The sequence below is a fragment of the Cryptosporangium phraense genome (genome assembly GCF_006912135.1).
GTDB lineage: Bacteria > Actinomycetota > Actinomycetes > Mycobacteriales > Cryptosporangiaceae > Cryptosporangium > Cryptosporangium phraense.
Genome location: NZ_VIRS01000006.1, coordinates 39,345 through 56,028, shown reverse-complemented (window position 1 = coordinate 56,028; position 16,684 = coordinate 39,345). Strand labels below are relative to the sequence as shown.

Below are 16,684 nucleotides of genomic sequence, written 5' to 3'. Positions count from 1 at the left end.
CCACGGCGCTAAGCACGCACCGTGACTCGGCAGGTCCCCTCCATGCCGTCCATCCGAAAATCTCCCTGAATCGCTCGCATGTACCTTTATGTCCAGCTTCTGTTTGTCGGTTGACGCGACCCCTTCTCGACCGGCATTCAGAGCCACTGATCGCCGATCATAAGCAACGTGCGCACTCGCATGTGAAGGTGCCAGGAAAATTTCATGTTGCTTTGTCAATGCAGGGGCTACACATACCGCAATTTCAGAAAACGGCACGTAAGTCCGTTTTACTGAGACCGGTGAGAAGATTGAGAGCACAACTAAGAATCGAGATGGACGGATTGCCGGATTCGTGTAACGATCCAAATGTCCATCTATGGGCATTCTGTAAAACTTCTCAGCTTCATCGTGGCATCTAGCCTGCGAGAGTGTTGTCAACCTTGCGACGAAACAGCCGGGTCCTAGAGTGTCAGAAACACGACACACAACAAAACCGATCAGTGCGTAACGTCCGCCACGTTGATCACGGGAGATTCGTCGGCTTCGCGTTTCGTGCGCCGGCCATCACGAGCAGTCCTGTTACTACAAGTAACTACTACTCAGCGAACCGCTCGGCCGCCTCGACGACATTGGCCAGCAACATGGCCCGGGTCATCGGCCCGACTCCACCCGGCATCGGGGCCAGGAAACCGGCCACCTCGGCCACCGACGGATCGACGTCACCGGCCAGCCCGTTCTCGGTGCGCGTAATGCCGACGTCGAGGACGGCCGCGCCCGGCTTCACCATGTCGGGCGCCAGCATGTGCGCGTGGCCGGTGGCCACGACGACGATGTCGGCCGCCCGGGTGTGCCGCTCGAGCTCGCGGGTGCCGGTGTGGCACAACGTCACGGTCGAGTTCTCGGTGCGCCGGGTGAGCAGCAGGCCGAGCGGACGTCCGACCGTGAGCCCGCGCCCGACCACGACGACCTCGGCGCCGTCCAGCTTCACCCCGTAGCGGCGCAGCAGCTCGACGATTCCCCGCGGGGTGCAGGGCAGCGGCGCCGGGACGCCGAGCACCAGCCGGCCCAGGTTCGTCGGGTGCAGGCCGTCGGCGTCCTTGTCGGGGTCCATCAGCTCGAGCACGCGGTTGGCGTCCAGGCCGCGGGGCAGCGGCAGCTGGACGATGTAACCGGTGCAGGCCGGGTCGGCGTTCAGCCGGGCGACCGCGCCCTCGACGTCCTGCTGGGTCGCGTCGGCCGGGAGATCGACGCGGATGCTCTCGATGCCGACCTCGGCGCAGTCGCGGTGCTTGCCGGCCACGTAGGCGCGGGACCCCGGGTCGTCGCCGACCAGCACCGTTCCCAGCCCCGGGGCGACCCCGCGCTTGCGCAGCGCGGCCACCCGATCCGTGAGCTCGGCCCGCACCAGGGCCGCCGTCGCCTTGCCGTCCAGGAGAGTCGCCGTCACGGGGCCCATTCTCACACCGGCAGCAGCGACCCGATGACCTTGGTCAGTTGGTCCGCGTTGCGGCATTCGTACATGTCGACGAGCGTCCGGTAGGCGTCGGTCGCCGAGTCGCCGCTCCCCCAGGAGTTCCGCGGCTCGGGGTTCAGCCAGTAGACCCGCTTCGCGCGCCCGACGACCTGGCGCAGCGCGGCCAGGTTGGGGTCGCCGCCGTTCGTCCGCGCGTCGCCGAGGATCAGCACCGACGTGCGGGGCCCGATCGCGTCCAGCGAGTCGGTGACGAAGTCCCGCAGCGCCCGCCCGTAGTTGCTGTGCCCGTCCCAGCGCACGACCCCGGACTCGGCCAGGATCCGTTCCACCAGGCCCGCCGGGTCGGCGTCGTTGTCGGCGACCAGCGACGTCACCTCGGCCGTCGCGTCCACGAAAGCGAAGGCCCGGACGCGGGAGAACTGGTCGTGGAGGGCCTCGACCAACATCAGCGTGAAGTGGGCGAAGCCCGCGACCGAGCCGGACACGTCGCAGAGCAGCACGATGTCCGGGCGCCCGGGCCGCGGCTTGCGGAACGCCGGGCTCATCGCCACCCCACCGGTGGACAGCGACCGGCGGAACGTACGGCGCAGGTCCAGCTCACCCCGGCGGCGACGACGGCGGCGCGCCCCGAGCCGGGTCGCGAGCCGCCGCGACAGCGGCGCGACCGTCCGCCGGAGCGCGGCCAACTGCTCCCGGTTCGCGGTGACGAAATCCCGGTGATCGACGGCCTTGGGCACCGAATAGCGGGCGATCCGGTCCCGCCCGCGCACTTCGGCCACCCGCCGGCGGGCCTCGGAGGCCACCAGACGCTCGAACTCCTCGACCCGGCTCCGGGCCTCGTCCCGGGCGAACCGGTCGGCGAACTCCCCGGACGCCATCCGCTCGGCCACCCGAGCGATCAACGTCTGCGGGCGGAGCCGCTCCAACGCCTGGTGCGCCGACCAGCCCCCGGCGCCGGGCGAGCTCCCCTCGCCGACCGCCCCGTACGCGCCGAGCGCCGCCACCGCCTCGGCGGCGAGCTGGGCCATCAGCTCCGAGTCTCCGGCGACCAGCGCCTCGGTCAGCGCCTCGCGCAGATCCTCGATCGTGGAGACGCCCCTGGCCGCTTCGGGCGCCCCGGTCGACCCCGGAAAATACAGGTCGAACACCGCGTCGAACACGGCCTCGTGGCCCGACCGGCGCAGCAGCGTCGCGGCTAGGCCGTGCCGGAGCTGCTCCCGGTCGGCCAGGCCGAGGACCGACACCGCACCGGCCGCGTCGACCGTCTCGCCCGGCCCGATCTGCAGGCCGTGCTCCCGCAGCGCGGCGACGAACTCGACCAACCGGCCGGTGACGGTCACCGCAGCACCGAATCCAGCCGCAGCCGCTTGGCCGCGGTCAACACGTCGGCCTGGTGCTTGAGCAGGACGCCGAGGGACTCGCGGACGACGTCCTCGTCGAGGGTCTGGGCGCCGAGCGCGAGCAGCGTGCGGGCCCAGTCGATGGTCTCGGCGACCGAGGGAGCCTTCCGCAGCTCCATCGCCCGCAGCGCGCCTACCACCCGGACGACGGACGTGGCGAGCGTCTCGTCCATGTCGGGGACGTGCAGGCGGACGATCCGCTCCTCGAGCGCGGCGTCCGGGAAGTCGATGTGCAGGAACAGGCAGCGGCGGCGCAGCGCCTCCGAGAGCTCGCGGGTCGCGTTCGACGTCAGGACGACGAACGGCGGTCGCGTCGCGGTGATCGTGCCGAGCTCCGGCACCGTGATCTGGAAGTCGCCGAGCACCTCGAGCAGCAGGCCCTCGATCTCGACGTCGGCCTTGTCGGTCTCGTCGATGAGGAGGACGGTCGGTTCGTCGCCCTGGATCGCGGTGAGCAGCGGGCGCGGGAGCAGGAACTCCTCGCTGAAGACGTCGGCCTTCGTCTCTTCCCAGTTCTCGTCCTGCCCGGCGGTGATCCGCAGCAGTTGCTTGGCGTGGTTCCACTCGTAGAGCGCGCGGGACTCGTCGACGCCCTCGTAGCACTGGAGGCGCACGAGGCGGGCACCGGTCGCCGCGGCCACGGCCCGGGAGAGCTCGGTCTTGCCGACGCCGGCCGGGCCCTCGACGAGTAACGGCTTCCCGAGCCGGTCGGCGAGGAAGACGGTCGTGGCCACGGCCGGCGAGGCGAGATAGCCCACCGACGCCAACTTCTCGGTGACGTCGGCAACCGACGCGAAGAACCCCATGCCCCCACTATTGCTGACGCTACGCGTCCAGATGGCGTTTGTTCTCAAGCGCCGCCAGGCGGCGTAGTTGCTCGAACCTGGAGCCCGCCCAGGGCGGCGCTGCCAGTCGAGCGCGGACCCGCCGCGTATAGCTGATACTCAAGGGTTCGCGCTCGCCTGGCAGCGTCGTTCTGGGCGGGCCGCCCACTCAGTGGTAGAAGTGGCGGGTTGCGGTGAAGTAGAGGGCGACTCCGGCCGCCTGGGCGGCGGCGATCACCTGGTCGTCTCGGACGCTGCCGCCCGGCTCGACGATCGCCTTGATGCCGGCCGCCGTCAGCACCTCGAGGCCGTCCGCGAACGGGAAGAACGCGTCCGACGCGGCCACCGACCCGGCCGCCCGCGCGTCCGCCCGGGAGACCGCCAGCCGCGCCGAGTCGACCCGGTTGACCTGCCCCATTCCGACGCCGACGGTCGCGCGGTCGGACGCCAGCAGGATCGCGTTGCTCTTCACCGCGCGCACGGCCCGCCAGGCGAACGCCAGATCGGCCAGCGTCGCCTCGTCGACCGGCTCGCCGGTCACGAGCTTCCAGTTCGCCACGTCGTCGCCGGGAGCGTCGACCCCGTCGACGGTCTGCACCAGCCCACCGCCCGACACCTGCCGGAACTCCACCCCGCCGCGGGCCCGCGCCGGAGCCGTGAGCAGCCGGATCGACGGCTTCTGGGAGAGGATCTCGACCGCGCCGTCCTCGTACGACGGCGCGACGACGACCTCGGTGAAGATCTCCGCGACCTGCTCGGCCATCTGCACGCTCACCGGCCGGTTGACCGCGATCACGCCGCCGAACGCACTCACCGGGTCGCAGGCGTGCGCCTTCCGGTGGGCCTCGGCGACCTCGTCGGCGCTCGCGATGCCGCACGGGTTCGCGTGCTTGATGATCGCGACGGTCGGCTCGCTGAAGTCGTACGCGGCCCGGTAGGCGGCGTCGGCGTCGACGTAGTTGTTGTAGGACATCGGCTTGCCGTGCAGCTGCTCGGCCTGGGCGATGCCGGCGGCCGCGTCGTGGTCGACGTAGAGCGCGGCCGCCTGGTGCGGGTTCTCGCCGTAGCGCAGCACCTCGGCCCGCTCCAGCGCGATGCCGGCGAAGGCCGGCCAGCGGTAGTCGCCGGTCTCCTCGACCAGCTCACGAGCGGTCCAGCCGGCCACCGCCACGTCGTAGGCGGCGGTGTGGGCGAAGGCCCGGGCGGCCAGCTGGCGGCGGGTGGCGAGGTCGAAGCCGCCGGCCCGGGCCGCGTCCAGCACCAGCGGGTACGCGGCCGGCTCGACGACGATCGCCACGTTCGCGTGGTTCTTCGCGGCCGCGCGCACCATCGACGGGCCGCCGATGTCGATCTGCTCGACGACCTCGTCGTGCCCGGCGCCCGACGCGACCGTCTCCCGGAACGGGTAGAGGTTCGAGATCACCAGGTCGAACGGCGCGATGTTCAGCTCGTCGAGCTGCTGCACGTGGGCCGGGTTGCGCAGGTCGGCCAGCAGGCCGGCGTGGATGTTCGGGTGCAGGGTCTTGACCCGCCCGTCGAGCGTCTCCGGGAAGCCGGTCACCTCGGCGACCTGCGTCACCTTCACCCCGGCGGCCGCGATGCGGCCGGCGGTGGAGCCGGTCGAGACGATCTCGACGCCGAGCTCGGACAACCCGACGGCCAGTTCTTCGATCCCGGTCTTGTCGTACACGCTGATCAACGCGCGCCGGATGGGCTTCCGGTCAGTCATGGGATCGAGACCTTCCTTCCAGTGACGGTCCAGCCCTCCCGGGCCAGCCGGCCGATCGAGTCGACGAGCATCTCCCGCTCGGCGACCTTGATGCGTTCGTGCAGGCTGCTGACGTCGTCAGCGGGTTCGACCGGGACCGCCCGCTGGGCCACGATCGGTCCGGTGTCGACACCGGCGTCGACGAAGAACAGCGTGCAGCCAGTGATTTTGACCCCGTGCTCGAGCGCGTCGCGGGGGCCGTGCATGCCCGGGAACGACGGGAGCAGCGCCGGGTGGCTGTTGACCACCCGGTTCGGGAACCGGTCGAGGAACGTCCGCCCGAGCAGCTTCATGAAGCCGGCCGACACGATCAGGTCCGGGGCGTAGCCGGCGATCTCGGCCGCCAGTGCGTCGTCCCAGGCCTCGCGGGTCGGGTGGTCCTTCACCCGCTGCACGAACGTGGGCACGCCGGCCTTCTCGGCCCGGGTGAGACCCTCGATGCCGTCGCGATCGGCGCCCACCGCGACCACCGACGCGCCGTAGGTCGGGTCCGCGACCGCGTCCAGCAGCGCCTGCAGCGTGGTGCCGGACCCCGATACGAGGACCACGACTCGGGCTGCCACGACACTCCTTCGATTCCGGCGGTGCCCCGAGCCTAACCGGTTCGGCGGCCGTCCTCGGCACCGGCGGGTTCGGCCTGCTCCGGCGAGGGCTGGGGCGGCGGGGGTCCGGCGAGCAGCCCGTTGATCAGCCGGCGGAACGGCGACGGGTCGTCACCGCTGCCCTCCGGCGTCCAGCGACGCGTCGCCGACCAGGCCGACCACGACGCCCGGGTGCGCGCGACCGTCGCCCCGACCAGCGCGGCCACCGCGACCTCGACCGCCAGCACGATCCCGACGTGCCAGGCCGACGGACCGAGCTCGGCCAGACGTCCACCACCGAGCGGGCCGGACGCGGCGGCGGAGGCGAGCCCGACCAGCACGCCGGACACCGGTCCGGCGACGAGCGCGCCACCGAGCGCGATGCGCCAGCGGGGCAGATCGCCCTCGCTCTCCGGACGGGCCGTGACCGCGCCGGCCAGCAGGCCGGAGATCAGCGGCGCCGCCAGGGCCAGGCTGACCATCCCGGACGCCGGTCCGGTCGGGACCGCCGCGAGCAGCGGGAACGACGGCAGCGGGGCGAGCTGGACGGTGCTCGCGTCGACCGCGGTGTCGGCACCGACCGCGAACCCCGGGCCGATCAGGTACGCGGTGGCCCAGACCGCCGCGGTCGGCGCGTACAGGATGCAGAGCGCGACGATCGCGACCCCGCCGACGACACCCGCCTGCAGCGATCCGAAGACCGTCCGGAACTCGTCCTGGGTGACGACGGTCTGCGCTCCGGCCGCCAGCACGCCCGCGGTCAGCACGGCCGCCGCCGCGACCGCACCCGCCTTCAGACCTTTACCGACGACGTCCGGCAGCACGATTTTCGCAGCGAGTTTCGTGGCTCTGGCCGCGCCCCAGCACGCGGTGAGGCCGGCGACGAGGCCGGTGATCACGCCGGCGGCGGCCGGATCGGCTCCCACCGCCCCGGTCGAACCGACCAGCGCGGCGACCATGCCGATCGCGCCGTAGGCGAGCCCGACCGCGACCGCGACCCGGACGACCTCCAACCACGACGCCGCCCCGGTGGCCAGCGCGCTGTTCCGGCCCGCGCGGTAGAGCTGACGCAGGATCAGCGCGCTGAGCAGGAGCGGGATCAGCCCGATCGGCCCGCTCGTGGTCTGCAGCCGGACGCCGTGCGCGAGCAGCCACCCGTCGGTGGCGATGCGGAGCGCGTCGCCGGCCGGCGCGCCCGAGCCGTTGTCGACGACCCAGACGATCAGCGCGATCGCGGCCATCGGACCCAGTACCACCAGCGCGGCCCAGCCGGCGGTGGTGAGCGCCGCCGCCGGCAGCGCCACACGCGCTGTCGAAGGTGGAGGGGCGCCGGGGGACACCTTCTTACTGTGACAGGCGAATACCAAGGAGGTGATTCGCTCCCCCGGCGTGTCGTCCTCCGGGTGAAGACCTACGTGAGCTATAGCCCACGTAGGTCGTTCTCAGCCCTCGACGAGTTCGCGCATGAGGCGGGCGGTCTCGGACGGCGTCTTGCCGACCTTCACCCCGACGGCCTCGAGCGCTTCCTTCTTGGCCTGCGCGGTGCCGGCCGAGCCGGAGATGATCGCGCCGGCGTGGCCCATCGTCTTGCCCTCGGGAGCGGTGAAGCCCGCGACGTACGCGACGACCGGCTTGGTGACGTGCTCGGAGATGTAGGCGGCGGCCCGCTCCTCGGCGTCGCCACCGATCTCGCCGATCATGACGATGGCCTCGGTCTCGGGGTCGTTCTGGAACGCCTCGAGACAGTCGATGTGGGTCGTCCCGATGACCGGGTCGCCGCCGATGCCGACCGCGGTCGAGAAACCGATGTCACGCAGCTCGTACATCATCTGGTAGGTCAGCGTGCCGGACTTGCTGACCAGCCCGATCTTGCCGGACTTGGTGATGTCGGCCGGGATGATGCCCGCGTTGGAGGCTCCGGGCGAGATCAGGCCCGGGCAGTTCGGGCCGATGATCCGGGTCTGGCCGCCTTCGGCGCGCTTCTTGCCCGCGTAGTCCCAGGCCCAGGTCGTGTCGTGCACCGGGATGCCCTCGGTGATGACGACGGCCAGGCCGATGTTCGCGTCGACGGCCTCGACGATCGCCGCCTTCGCGCCGGCCGGCGGGACGAAGATGACGCTGACGTCGGCGCCGGTCTCCTTGATGGCTTCGGCCACGGAGCCGAAGACGGGGACACTTACGTCGTTCTCGAAGTCGACCGACGTGCCGGCCTTCTTCGGGTTGACGCCGCCCACGATCTGGGTGCCCGAGCGGAGCATGCGCTGGGTGTGCTTGCGCCCCTCCGACCCGGTCATGCCCTGGACGATGACCTTGCTCTTCTCGGTCAGGAAGATCGACATCTCTCGGCGTCCCTTACTTCGCAGCCAGTTCGGCGGCGCGGCGGGCGGCGCCATCCATCGTGTCCACCTGCTCGACCAGCGGGTGGTTCGCATCGGTGAGGATCTGCCGACCGAGCTCGGCGTTGTTGCCGTCCAGGCGGACGACGAGAGGCTTGGTGACCTCGTCGCCCCGGTCCTGGAGGAGCTTCAGGGCCTGGACGATGCCGTTGGCGACCGCGTCGCACGCGGTGATGCCGCCGAAGACGTTCACGAACACGCTCTTCACGGCCGGGTCGGAGAGGATGATCTCCAGCCCGTTGGCCATGACCTCGGCCGAGGCGCCGCCGCCGATGTCGAGGAAGTTGGCCGGCTTCTTGCCGCCGAACTCCTCGCCCGCGTACGCGACCACGTCGAGCGTCGACATGACCAGGCCGGCGCCGTTCCCGATGATGCCGACCTCGCCGTCGAGCTTGACGTAGTTGAGGTTCTTCTCCTTGGCCGCCTGCTCGAGCGGGTCGACCGCGGAGGTGTCCTCGAGCTCGTCGTGGCCCGGCTGGCGGAAGCTTGCGTTCTCGTCGAACGTGACCTTGCCGTCGAGCGCGATGATGCGGCCGCCCGGGGCCTTGACCAGCGGGTTCACCTCGACGAGGGTCGCGTCCTCGCCGACGAAGACGTCCCACAGGGCGACGACGGCCTTGGCCGCCTCGTCGAGCGTGTCTTCGGGGAACTTGCCGGCCACGAGGATCTCGCGAGCCTTCGCCTCGTCGACGCCGTCCACGGCGCTGACCGGGATCTTGGCCAGCGCGTCGGGGTTCTCGACCGCGACCTGCTCGATCTCGACGCCACCCTCGCGGCTGGCCATCGCCAGGAACGTGCGGTTCGCGCGGTCGAGCAGGAAGGAGAAGTAGTACTCCTCCTCGATGTCGCTCGCCTCGGCGACCAGCACGCGGTGCGCGATGTGGCCCTTGATGTCCATGCCCAGGATGTCGGTGGCCCTGGCCTCGGCGTCGGCCGGCGTCTCGGCGAGCTTGACGCCGCCGGCCTTACCGCGGCCGCCGACCTTCACCTGCGCCTTGACGACGACCTGCTTCCCGACCTTCTCGGCAATGGCCTTCGCCTCGGCCGGGGTGTCGGCCACCGAACCGGCCAGCACCGGTACCCCGTGCTTGGCGAAGATGTCCCTCGCCTGATATTCGAACAGATCCACTGCCGCGTCCGTCCTCGCTCGTTTCGACGCGGGTCGCAGCCGCCGCTCGGCCCGCCGTCGCTGCCTCGTCGCACGGGTGCCGGAACGTGAACCTTCGAGCGGTTCCACCGGCAGATGACGGGTATCCGACACCCTCTTGCGGGAGATTATCGGTGGGGACACTCGCTGTGCGTGTCCACGCCGGTGTGTTACCTCACAAGCACGGCGATGCAAACACCACGTGTCCGGCGAGCGCCGGGAAGCCGCCAGGTCACGGGGGTTTCAGGGAGGCCGGTTGCGGGCCGATGTGATGTCGGACGCGCCATCCCGTCACTCCAGCCCCACCCGCGCGTTATGCCCCACGACCGCCCAACTCACCTCGGGCGGTCGGGGGTCGGGCGTTCGAGGGGTGCGCCCGACCCCTCTGCCGGCCGATGCTGCGGATAACGAATGGTGCGGGTTCGGCTACTGATAGCCGTGTTTCTCCTGAGCGAAAATGGGATTCCCCGGGCGGAAAGCCACGGCTTCGCACGTCTTTCTTGTGCCTACCGTGCGGTGGTGGCTACGGTGACGGCCGGTATCTGCCCGACGTTCGCGCGTCGGCGGAAATCGAAACCGGATCTCGGACGTGAACGCTTCCGGCGTGCCACACGTGACGAGAGAGGGAGCACGTAGGCCGTCGAAAGGCAGTTAGTGCAAGAGAGCGGGAATGTCCGACACGTCGGACGCCATCGCGCGCCGACAGCACCACGCGCCGGATACGCCATGGTGGTCACGACTGCCGTGGTGGGCGTCAGCGTCGCTGCCTTGGCGGTCGGCTCCGCGCTTCCTTCCACGGACACCGCGGCCGCGTCGGCGGCCCTCGGACAGAGCCTCGACGCGAGCAAGGTCTCGGGCGGTCAATCGTCCGACGCCGGCAACACGACGCAGGCCGAAGCCCCCCGCAGCGGCGACGCCCGGGCGTCGCGTTCACAGAAGCGCAGCGGCGTCTCCGAGCCGGAACAGCTACCGGTGTGGGTGCGGCCGGCGCAGGGGCCGCTGAGTTCCCTCTTCGCGGCCCGCTGGGGCGCGTTCCACTACGGCATCGACTTCGCGGCGGCGTACGGCTCCACGGTGCGGGCGGCGAGCGCCGGCACCGTGATCCGCTCCGGGTGGTACGGCGGCTACGGCCAGATCGTGATCATCGACCACGGCAACGGAATCACCACCCGGTACGGACACAATTCAGAGCTGCTGGTTTCGGTCGGCGACCACGTCGAGGCCGGCGACCCGATATCGAAGGTCGGTAGCACCGGCCAGTCGACCGGCCCGCACTGCCACTTCGAGGTCCGCGTCGACGACGTGCCCGAAGACCCGCTGAGCTGGCTCGAGGACCACGACGTCTCGGTGACCGGCGTCAACACCAGCCTCTGAGGCCACCCCCGGCCGGTACGGCTCGATGACCAGCGGGCCCGACGCCTTACCCGTCACCTTCTCGACGATCGGGCGGAAGCGTGCCCGCAGGACCGCCGCCGGCCCCGGCCGGCGATGCCTCCCCGGCTTCCGCGGTACGACGATCAAATCGTTGTTGCGCTCGCACATCTGGCTCATCGGTTTCCCCCACCTGTGTCAGCTGATCGTTCGAACACGTGTTCGAGTCTATCTAGACGGAGCGTGCGACACCAGCCTTTCGTCGGACCACCTCGGGACGTCACAACACGTGTGTGTCCTATGTGACGGACGCGCTACCGAATGTGGTGCAGCGGAAAGAAACGCACGCTCTGCAATCTCAACGGCGTGAGCACGTAGGAGTAACGCCCGATCGCGCGCAATTTCTGGTGCGCCCCCGAAGTGCCCCCAAGAGTCGCCTGAATTCGTCCCGGCCGTCCGATCTGGAGCGTGGGGTGGCGCTGTCGGCCGGGCCGGGTTCCGTTTGCATTGGGATGCCCCGCACGACGGCCTCGCATGAGCCGAACCGTCCGCCGACGGTCGACCAGCGTCACAGCGGCCCAGCCGCCGGGGACGGGGGCGGCGCAGCCGCCGGAGGCGGGGGCGGCGCAGCCGCCGGGGACGGGGGCGGCGCAGCCGCCGGAGGCGGGGGCGGCGCAGCCGCCGGAGGCGGGGTGGGAGCGGCGCAGCCGCCGCGGGCGGGCACGACACAGCCGCCGCGGGCGGGACGACATAGCTCCGTCGCAAGCTTGGTCTCCAGCCGGGCCCACCGCCGCGCAGCCCCCACCGCCGCGGAGCCCCGCCCAATGCAGGCCCCGCCCCGGCGCGGCCCCCACCGCAGCGCAACTTCCCCCGCAGCCAGTCCCGCCCCGAGCTCAGGCAACGCCGGGCAACGCGGGCAACGCCCCAAGTGCGGCCTCGGTGCGCGGGCTGGACCCAAGCCTCGCGGCCTGGTCTCTGGCCGCCACCCCACCCCCACCCCCAGCGCCCGCGATCCGCCAAGCCCGGTTGCCTGGCCCACGGCCCCTGCCCTAACTGAACCCTGGCGCACGCACGGCGCCACTGCTGCTGCCCCCGATCCGCGGGCCGCAAGTACAGCCGAAACAACCCCAGGCCCGCCCCGCGCCGAGGGGGTCACGAGCGGCGGCGCCCACCTCGGTGGGGGCTAGGGCGCAGGATGGCTGGGCGCCGGTGGAAGCAGGGACCACTAAGGCTGGGCGTAGTAGGGGCGCTGCGTCCCGCAGCGGGGAACACTTGGTTTGCCCGGCACCGCCCGCCGCGGCAAGCCCCGACAAGGGGGGCCCGGGCGCGCCGCGCCCGACACCCGGCCCGGGCACAGCGGGCCCGGCACCCGGCCCGGGCACAGCGGGCCCGGCACAGTCGGCCCGGCACAGTCGGCCCGGCACAGTCGGCCCGGCACAGTCGGCCCGGCACAGTGGGCCCGTACGGCCAGGCTGTGTTTCCCCGGCTGGATGCGGCGGCGCCGGATGAGGCAGGTCTGGATAAGGCAGGACTGAGCGCGGCGGGACCGAACGCGGCAGAACTCGATGCGGCGACGCTAGGCCCGGAAGGGGTCGGCACAGCAGCGCCAGGCGACACAGGCCTGGACGCAGCAGCGCCAGGCCCGGGAGGTCGGGGGCGGTGCAGGTACAGCGGCGCTCGGGCGCGGAAGGCCTGGGCCCGCAGCCCTGGACGCGGGGGCCCGGCAGCCCTGGACGCGAGACCTCGGCTCGGTAGAACAGGACGGGGAAGCACAAGCCGCGGCCGGGCATTAGTCTCCGCCAGCCCGCAGCCCGCCGGCCCGCCAGGCGGGGGGTTGCACACCCCCAGGAAGCGAGGGTGGGTGGCTGGCCACCCTCGGGCGAGCGGGACGGCCCGCGCTCGACCGGCGCGCGCCGGTCGCGGGAGCGACCGGCCTCGGCCAGGCAGGCGTAAGAAAGAAGTCTTAAAGAGGACCGCGGCCGGCGCGGAGCAGGAGCATGGCGAGCTGGGCGCCGTCGGTGCCGAGGGCGTCGCGGAACTTGTCGACGATCGCCTTCTCGCGGGAGAGGACGAGCCGGGTGCCCCCCGCGGCCATCCGGGCCGCTCCTACCTGGCGGCTGAGTTCGGCGCGCTCGCGCCAGATCCGGATCAGTTCGTCGTCGGCCGCGTTGATGCGCTCGCGGAGCGCGGCGATCTCGGTGTCGGCGGTGGTCGGTGCAGTCATCGTGTGCTTCCTCGTGTACGTGAGCGGTCCGGACCCCGGGCACGCAAAACGCCCCGGGAGCTGGGCCCCGGGGCGTCGAAGTGGTCTGGGTTCAGACGACGATGACGGCTGCCGGATGCCCGGAGCCGTAAAAAAATCGTGCCGTCAGTCGAACCACGGGAAGAGTGTTACACGTGAATCGGTCCGGGCCAAGAGGGCCCCTCGATCTGTCGGTGGGCCGGAGTAAGGTCGCACAGCGATGAGCACCCTGTTCGACGCCCCCAGTCAGGCCCCGGATCCCGTCCCCCCGAGGCGGCCGGTGCGCCTGGCCGTCGACCCGGCCACGCTGCTCGAAGGCCTCAACGACCAGCAGCGCGCCGCGGTCGTGCACGAGGGCACGCCGCTGCTGATCGTCGCCGGTGCGGGCTCGGGCAAGACCCGCGTGCTCACCCACCGCATCGCCTGGATCCTCGCGCACCGCGGTGCCCAGCCCGGCGAGATCCTGGCGATCACGTTCACGAACAAGGCCGCGGGCGAGATGAAGGAACGGGTCTCGGCGCTCATCGGGCCGCGGGCCCGCTCGATGTGGGTGTCGACGTTCCACTCGGCCTGCATCCGCATCCTCCGGGCCGAGGCCAAGACGGCCGGCCTGAAGTCGACGTTCTCGATCTACGACGCCGACGACTCGCGTCGCCTGATGACGCTGGTCGCCCGCGAGCTCGACCTCGACCCGAAGCGCTACCCGGCCCGCTCGCTCACCGCGCAGATCAGCAACCTGAAGAACGAGCTGATCGACGAGGAGACCTGGGCGTCCCGCGCCTCCAGCACGCAGGAACGGATGCTGGCCGAGGCCTACACGCTCTACCAGCGTCGCCTCCGCGAGGCCCAGGCGCTCGACTTCGACGACATCATCATGACGACGGTGAACCTGCTGCAGGCGTTCCCGGCCGTGGCCGAGCACTACCGGCGCCGGTTCCGCCACGTGATGGTCGACGAGTACCAGGACACGAACCACGCCCAGTACATGCTGATCCGGGAGTTGGTCGGCACCGACTCGGCCGGCGACCCGCCACCTGGGGAGCTGTGCGTGGTCGGTGACGCCGACCAGTCGATCTACGCGTTCCGCGGCGCGAGCATCCGCAACATCCTCGAGTTCGAGCGCGACTACCCACAGGCGACGACGATCCTGCTCGAGCAGAACTACCGCTCCACGCAGACGATCCTGTCGGCGGCCAACGCGGTCATCGCCCGCAACGAGAGCCGCAAGCCCAAGAATCTGTGGTCGCAGGCGGGCGACGGCGCGCCGCTCACCGCCTACGTGGCCGACAACGAGCACGACGAGGCCGCCTGGGTCGCCGGCGAGGTCGACCGCCTCACCGACTCGGGTGATCACCGGCCCGGTGACGTCGCGATCTTCTACCGCACGAACGCGCAGTCCCGGGTGTTCGAGGAAGTGTTCATCAGGGTCGGGCTGCCCTACAAGGTCGTCGGCGGCGTCCGCTTCTACGAGCGCAAAGAGGTGCGCGATGCGCTCGCCTACCTGCGCGCGCTGGCCAACCCCGACGACACGGTGAGCGTCCGGCGGGTCCTGAACACGCCCCGGCGCGGTATCGGCGATCGGGCCGAGGCGTGCGTGGAGGCGTTGTCGTCGCGCGAGCGCATCGGGTTCGGCGCCGCGCTCGAGCGGGCCGGCGAGGCGCCGGGCATCGGCAGCCGGGCGGTGAAGGCGATCGGCGAGTTCACCGCGCTGATGACCGCGCTGCGCCGGCTGGCCGAGACCGAGCCGCCCTCGATCGTGCTGGAGGAGGTGCTGTCCCGCACCGGCTACCTGGCCGAACTGGAAGAGAGCACCGACCCGCAGGACGAGGGGCGCGTCGAGAACCTGCAGGAGCTGGTCAGCGTCGCCCGCGAGTTCGAGGAGCGGGCGGCCGCGGCCGAGACCGAGGCCGGCCTGGTCGAGTTCCTCGAGCAGGTCGCGCTGGTGGCCGACGCCGACAGCATCCCGCCCGCGCCCGACGACGAGGAAGGTGCCGACCAGGCCGCTGCGCAGGGGCAGGTCACGATGATGACGCTGCACACCGCCAAGGGTCTCGAGTTCCCGGTGGTGTTCCTGACCGGGCTCGAAGACGGCGTCTTTCCGCACCTGCGTTCGCTCGGCGACCCGAAGGAGCTGGAGGAGGAGCGGCGGCTCGCGTACGTCGGCATCACCCGGGCCCAGGAGCGGCTGTATCTCTCGCGGGCGATCACGCGCAGTGCCTGGGGGCAGCCGCAGTACAACCCGCCGTCCCGCTTCCTCGACGAGGTGCCGACCGGGCTGCTGAGCTGGGAGCGGGAGGCGCCGGCGCCGAAAGAGACGCTGTCGAAGTGGAGCGGTACCGGGTCGGCCCAGGAGCGGCTCGCGGCTCAGTACGCGTCGTCGGCGCGGCCGGGTGGGCGGGCGGCCGGGGCGGGGAACCGGCCGGTGATCTCGCTGGAGGTCGGGGATCGGGTCACTCACGATGCGCATGGGTTGGGGCGGGTCGTGGAGATGCGGGGGGATGGGGATCGGGCGCAGGCTTGTGTGGATTTTGGGGATGGGAAGCCGCGGTGGTTCTTGTTGAGGTATGCGCCGTTGGAGAAGTTGTGAGGGTTGGAGGGTTGGAGCGGGGGTTTTGACGAGGTAGCGGGGGCCGTCGGGGCGGGGTGGACGGGGCCGGACGGGGTCGCCGGAGCCGGGCGGGGTGGCTGGGTCCGGGGGTGGCGCAGCGGGAAGGGCCGGGGTCCCAGGGGCAACCGATCCCTCAAACGCACCCGATTGCGTCGTGATCGCTGCGGCGAGCGCAATCTCGTCGGCTTGGGCTGACGCTGCCTCGCCCTGGGCTTCCGCGTCTCTGCGCTGCCTCGCTCTGCGCTTCCGCGTCTCTGCGCTTCCGCGTCTTGGCCCGGTGGCGACTAGCGGTGCCGCGCGCAGCCCTCGGCTCAGCCGTGCCGCGTTCAGTTCTGACGGATCCGGCGTCGCCGGCTCAACGCTGCCGCGCCCAAGTCCCCCGGCCCAAGTCCCCCCAAGGCTCCCGGCCCGAGGCTCCCGGCCTCAGGCTTCCGGCTTCCCCATGCGGTGATTGCTAAGCGCTCAGCGATTGTCGCTGAGCGCTTAGCAATCTCGGAGAGGTCAGTGCTCCGATCCACACCGACCGCGCCTCCGTAATTCGACGAGCAAGCCGGGCAGGGCGGGAATGCTTCCGATAATTAGTGGTCGCAGGGATGGGTTTGAGTAGGTGCTGGCCGGGGTGAGGTGGCGCTGCCGTAGGCCGAGATCGGCAGCCGAGCGCAACGGCCGGTGAGCTGGTATTCGAACTCGTGCCTCTGCCAGCCCTGATCCGCGAGGGCGCCGGCCCGTTCGGGAGTGCGGTCTGGGGAGTGTCGAGGGCTGGGGCACACGCGAACCGACGGCATCCTCCATCGGATCTCACGGGCACCAGCCAACGTTCGACGTGAGGCGGGCAGACGGCCGCGGTCACCGGGCACACCCCCGCCAGGCGGAGGGTGGGCGAGCAACCCC

11 protein-coding genes are annotated in these 16,684 nt (G+C 71.1%); 2 read left to right on the top strand and 9 right to left on the bottom strand.

The window, feature by feature from the left end:
- Positions 1-577: 577 nt before the first annotated feature.
- The 8 genes from FL583_RS10510 to sucC form a co-directional block, all read right to left on the bottom strand.
- The gene (locus FL583_RS10510; RefSeq protein ID WP_142704390.1) at positions 578-1,429 is read right to left on the bottom strand and encodes a bifunctional methylenetetrahydrofolate dehydrogenase/methenyltetrahydrofolate cyclohydrolase; all 852 of its coding nucleotides are present in this window, start codon (positions 1,427-1,429) and stop codon (positions 578-580) included.
- A gap of 11 nt (positions 1,430-1,440) precedes the next feature.
- Positions 1,441-2,796, bottom strand: a complete 1,356-nt coding sequence (locus tag FL583_RS10505) for a vWA domain-containing protein (protein WP_142704389.1) — start codon at positions 2,794-2,796, stop codon at positions 1,441-1,443.
- The gene (locus tag FL583_RS10500; RefSeq protein WP_142704388.1) at positions 2,793-3,662 is read right to left on the bottom strand and encodes an AAA family ATPase; all 870 of its coding nucleotides are present in this window, start codon (positions 3,660-3,662) and stop codon (positions 2,793-2,795) included. The genes FL583_RS10505 and FL583_RS10500 overlap by 4 nt, the downstream gene beginning before the upstream one ends.
- A 187-nt stretch (positions 3,663-3,849) precedes the next feature.
- Positions 3,850-5,409: a bifunctional phosphoribosylaminoimidazolecarboxamide formyltransferase/IMP cyclohydrolase gene (gene purH / locus FL583_RS10495; protein ID WP_142704387.1), complete on the bottom strand. Its 1,560-nt coding sequence runs from the start codon at positions 5,407-5,409 to the stop codon at positions 3,850-3,852.
- Positions 5,406-6,011, bottom strand: a complete 606-nt coding sequence (gene purN, locus FL583_RS10490) for a phosphoribosylglycinamide formyltransferase (protein ID WP_142704386.1) — start codon at positions 6,009-6,011, stop codon at positions 5,406-5,408. Before purN ends, purH begins: the two co-directional genes overlap by 4 nt.
- A gap of 32 nt (positions 6,012-6,043) precedes the next feature.
- Complete coding sequence (locus FL583_RS10485; RefSeq protein WP_142704385.1) at positions 6,044-7,333, bottom strand: cell division protein PerM; 1,290 nt, start codon at positions 7,331-7,333, stop codon at positions 6,044-6,046.
- Positions 7,334-7,471: 138 nt separating this feature from the next.
- Entirely contained in the window at positions 7,472-8,368 is an 897-nt protein-coding gene (gene sucD / locus FL583_RS10480) for a succinate--CoA ligase subunit alpha (protein ID WP_142704384.1), read from the bottom strand.
- A 13-nt stretch (positions 8,369-8,381) separates the two neighbouring features.
- A complete protein-coding gene (sucC, locus tag FL583_RS10475; protein WP_142704383.1) occupies positions 8,382-9,554 on the bottom strand; it encodes an ADP-forming succinate--CoA ligase subunit beta in 1,173 nt (390 codons plus the stop codon).
- 744 nt (positions 9,555-10,298) lie between these two features.
- Between sucC and FL583_RS10470 the strand changes: the two genes are divergently transcribed.
- Positions 10,299-10,946, top strand: coding sequence for a M23 family metallopeptidase (locus tag FL583_RS10470; protein WP_142704382.1), 648 nt, complete (start codon positions 10,299-10,301; stop codon positions 10,944-10,946).
- Between the two features lie 1,960 nt (positions 10,947-12,906).
- Here the strand turns inward: FL583_RS10470 and FL583_RS10460 are convergent.
- Positions 12,907-13,167, bottom strand: a complete 261-nt coding sequence (locus tag FL583_RS10460) for a chorismate mutase (protein WP_142704381.1) — start codon at positions 13,165-13,167, stop codon at positions 12,907-12,909.
- Between the two features lie 238 nt (positions 13,168-13,405).
- On the opposite strand from FL583_RS10460, the gene pcrA reads away from it, so the two are divergent.
- Positions 13,406-15,772, top strand: coding sequence for a DNA helicase PcrA (gene pcrA / locus FL583_RS10455; protein ID WP_142704380.1), 2,367 nt, complete (start codon positions 13,406-13,408; stop codon positions 15,770-15,772).
- Positions 15,773-16,684 lie beyond the last annotated feature (912 nt).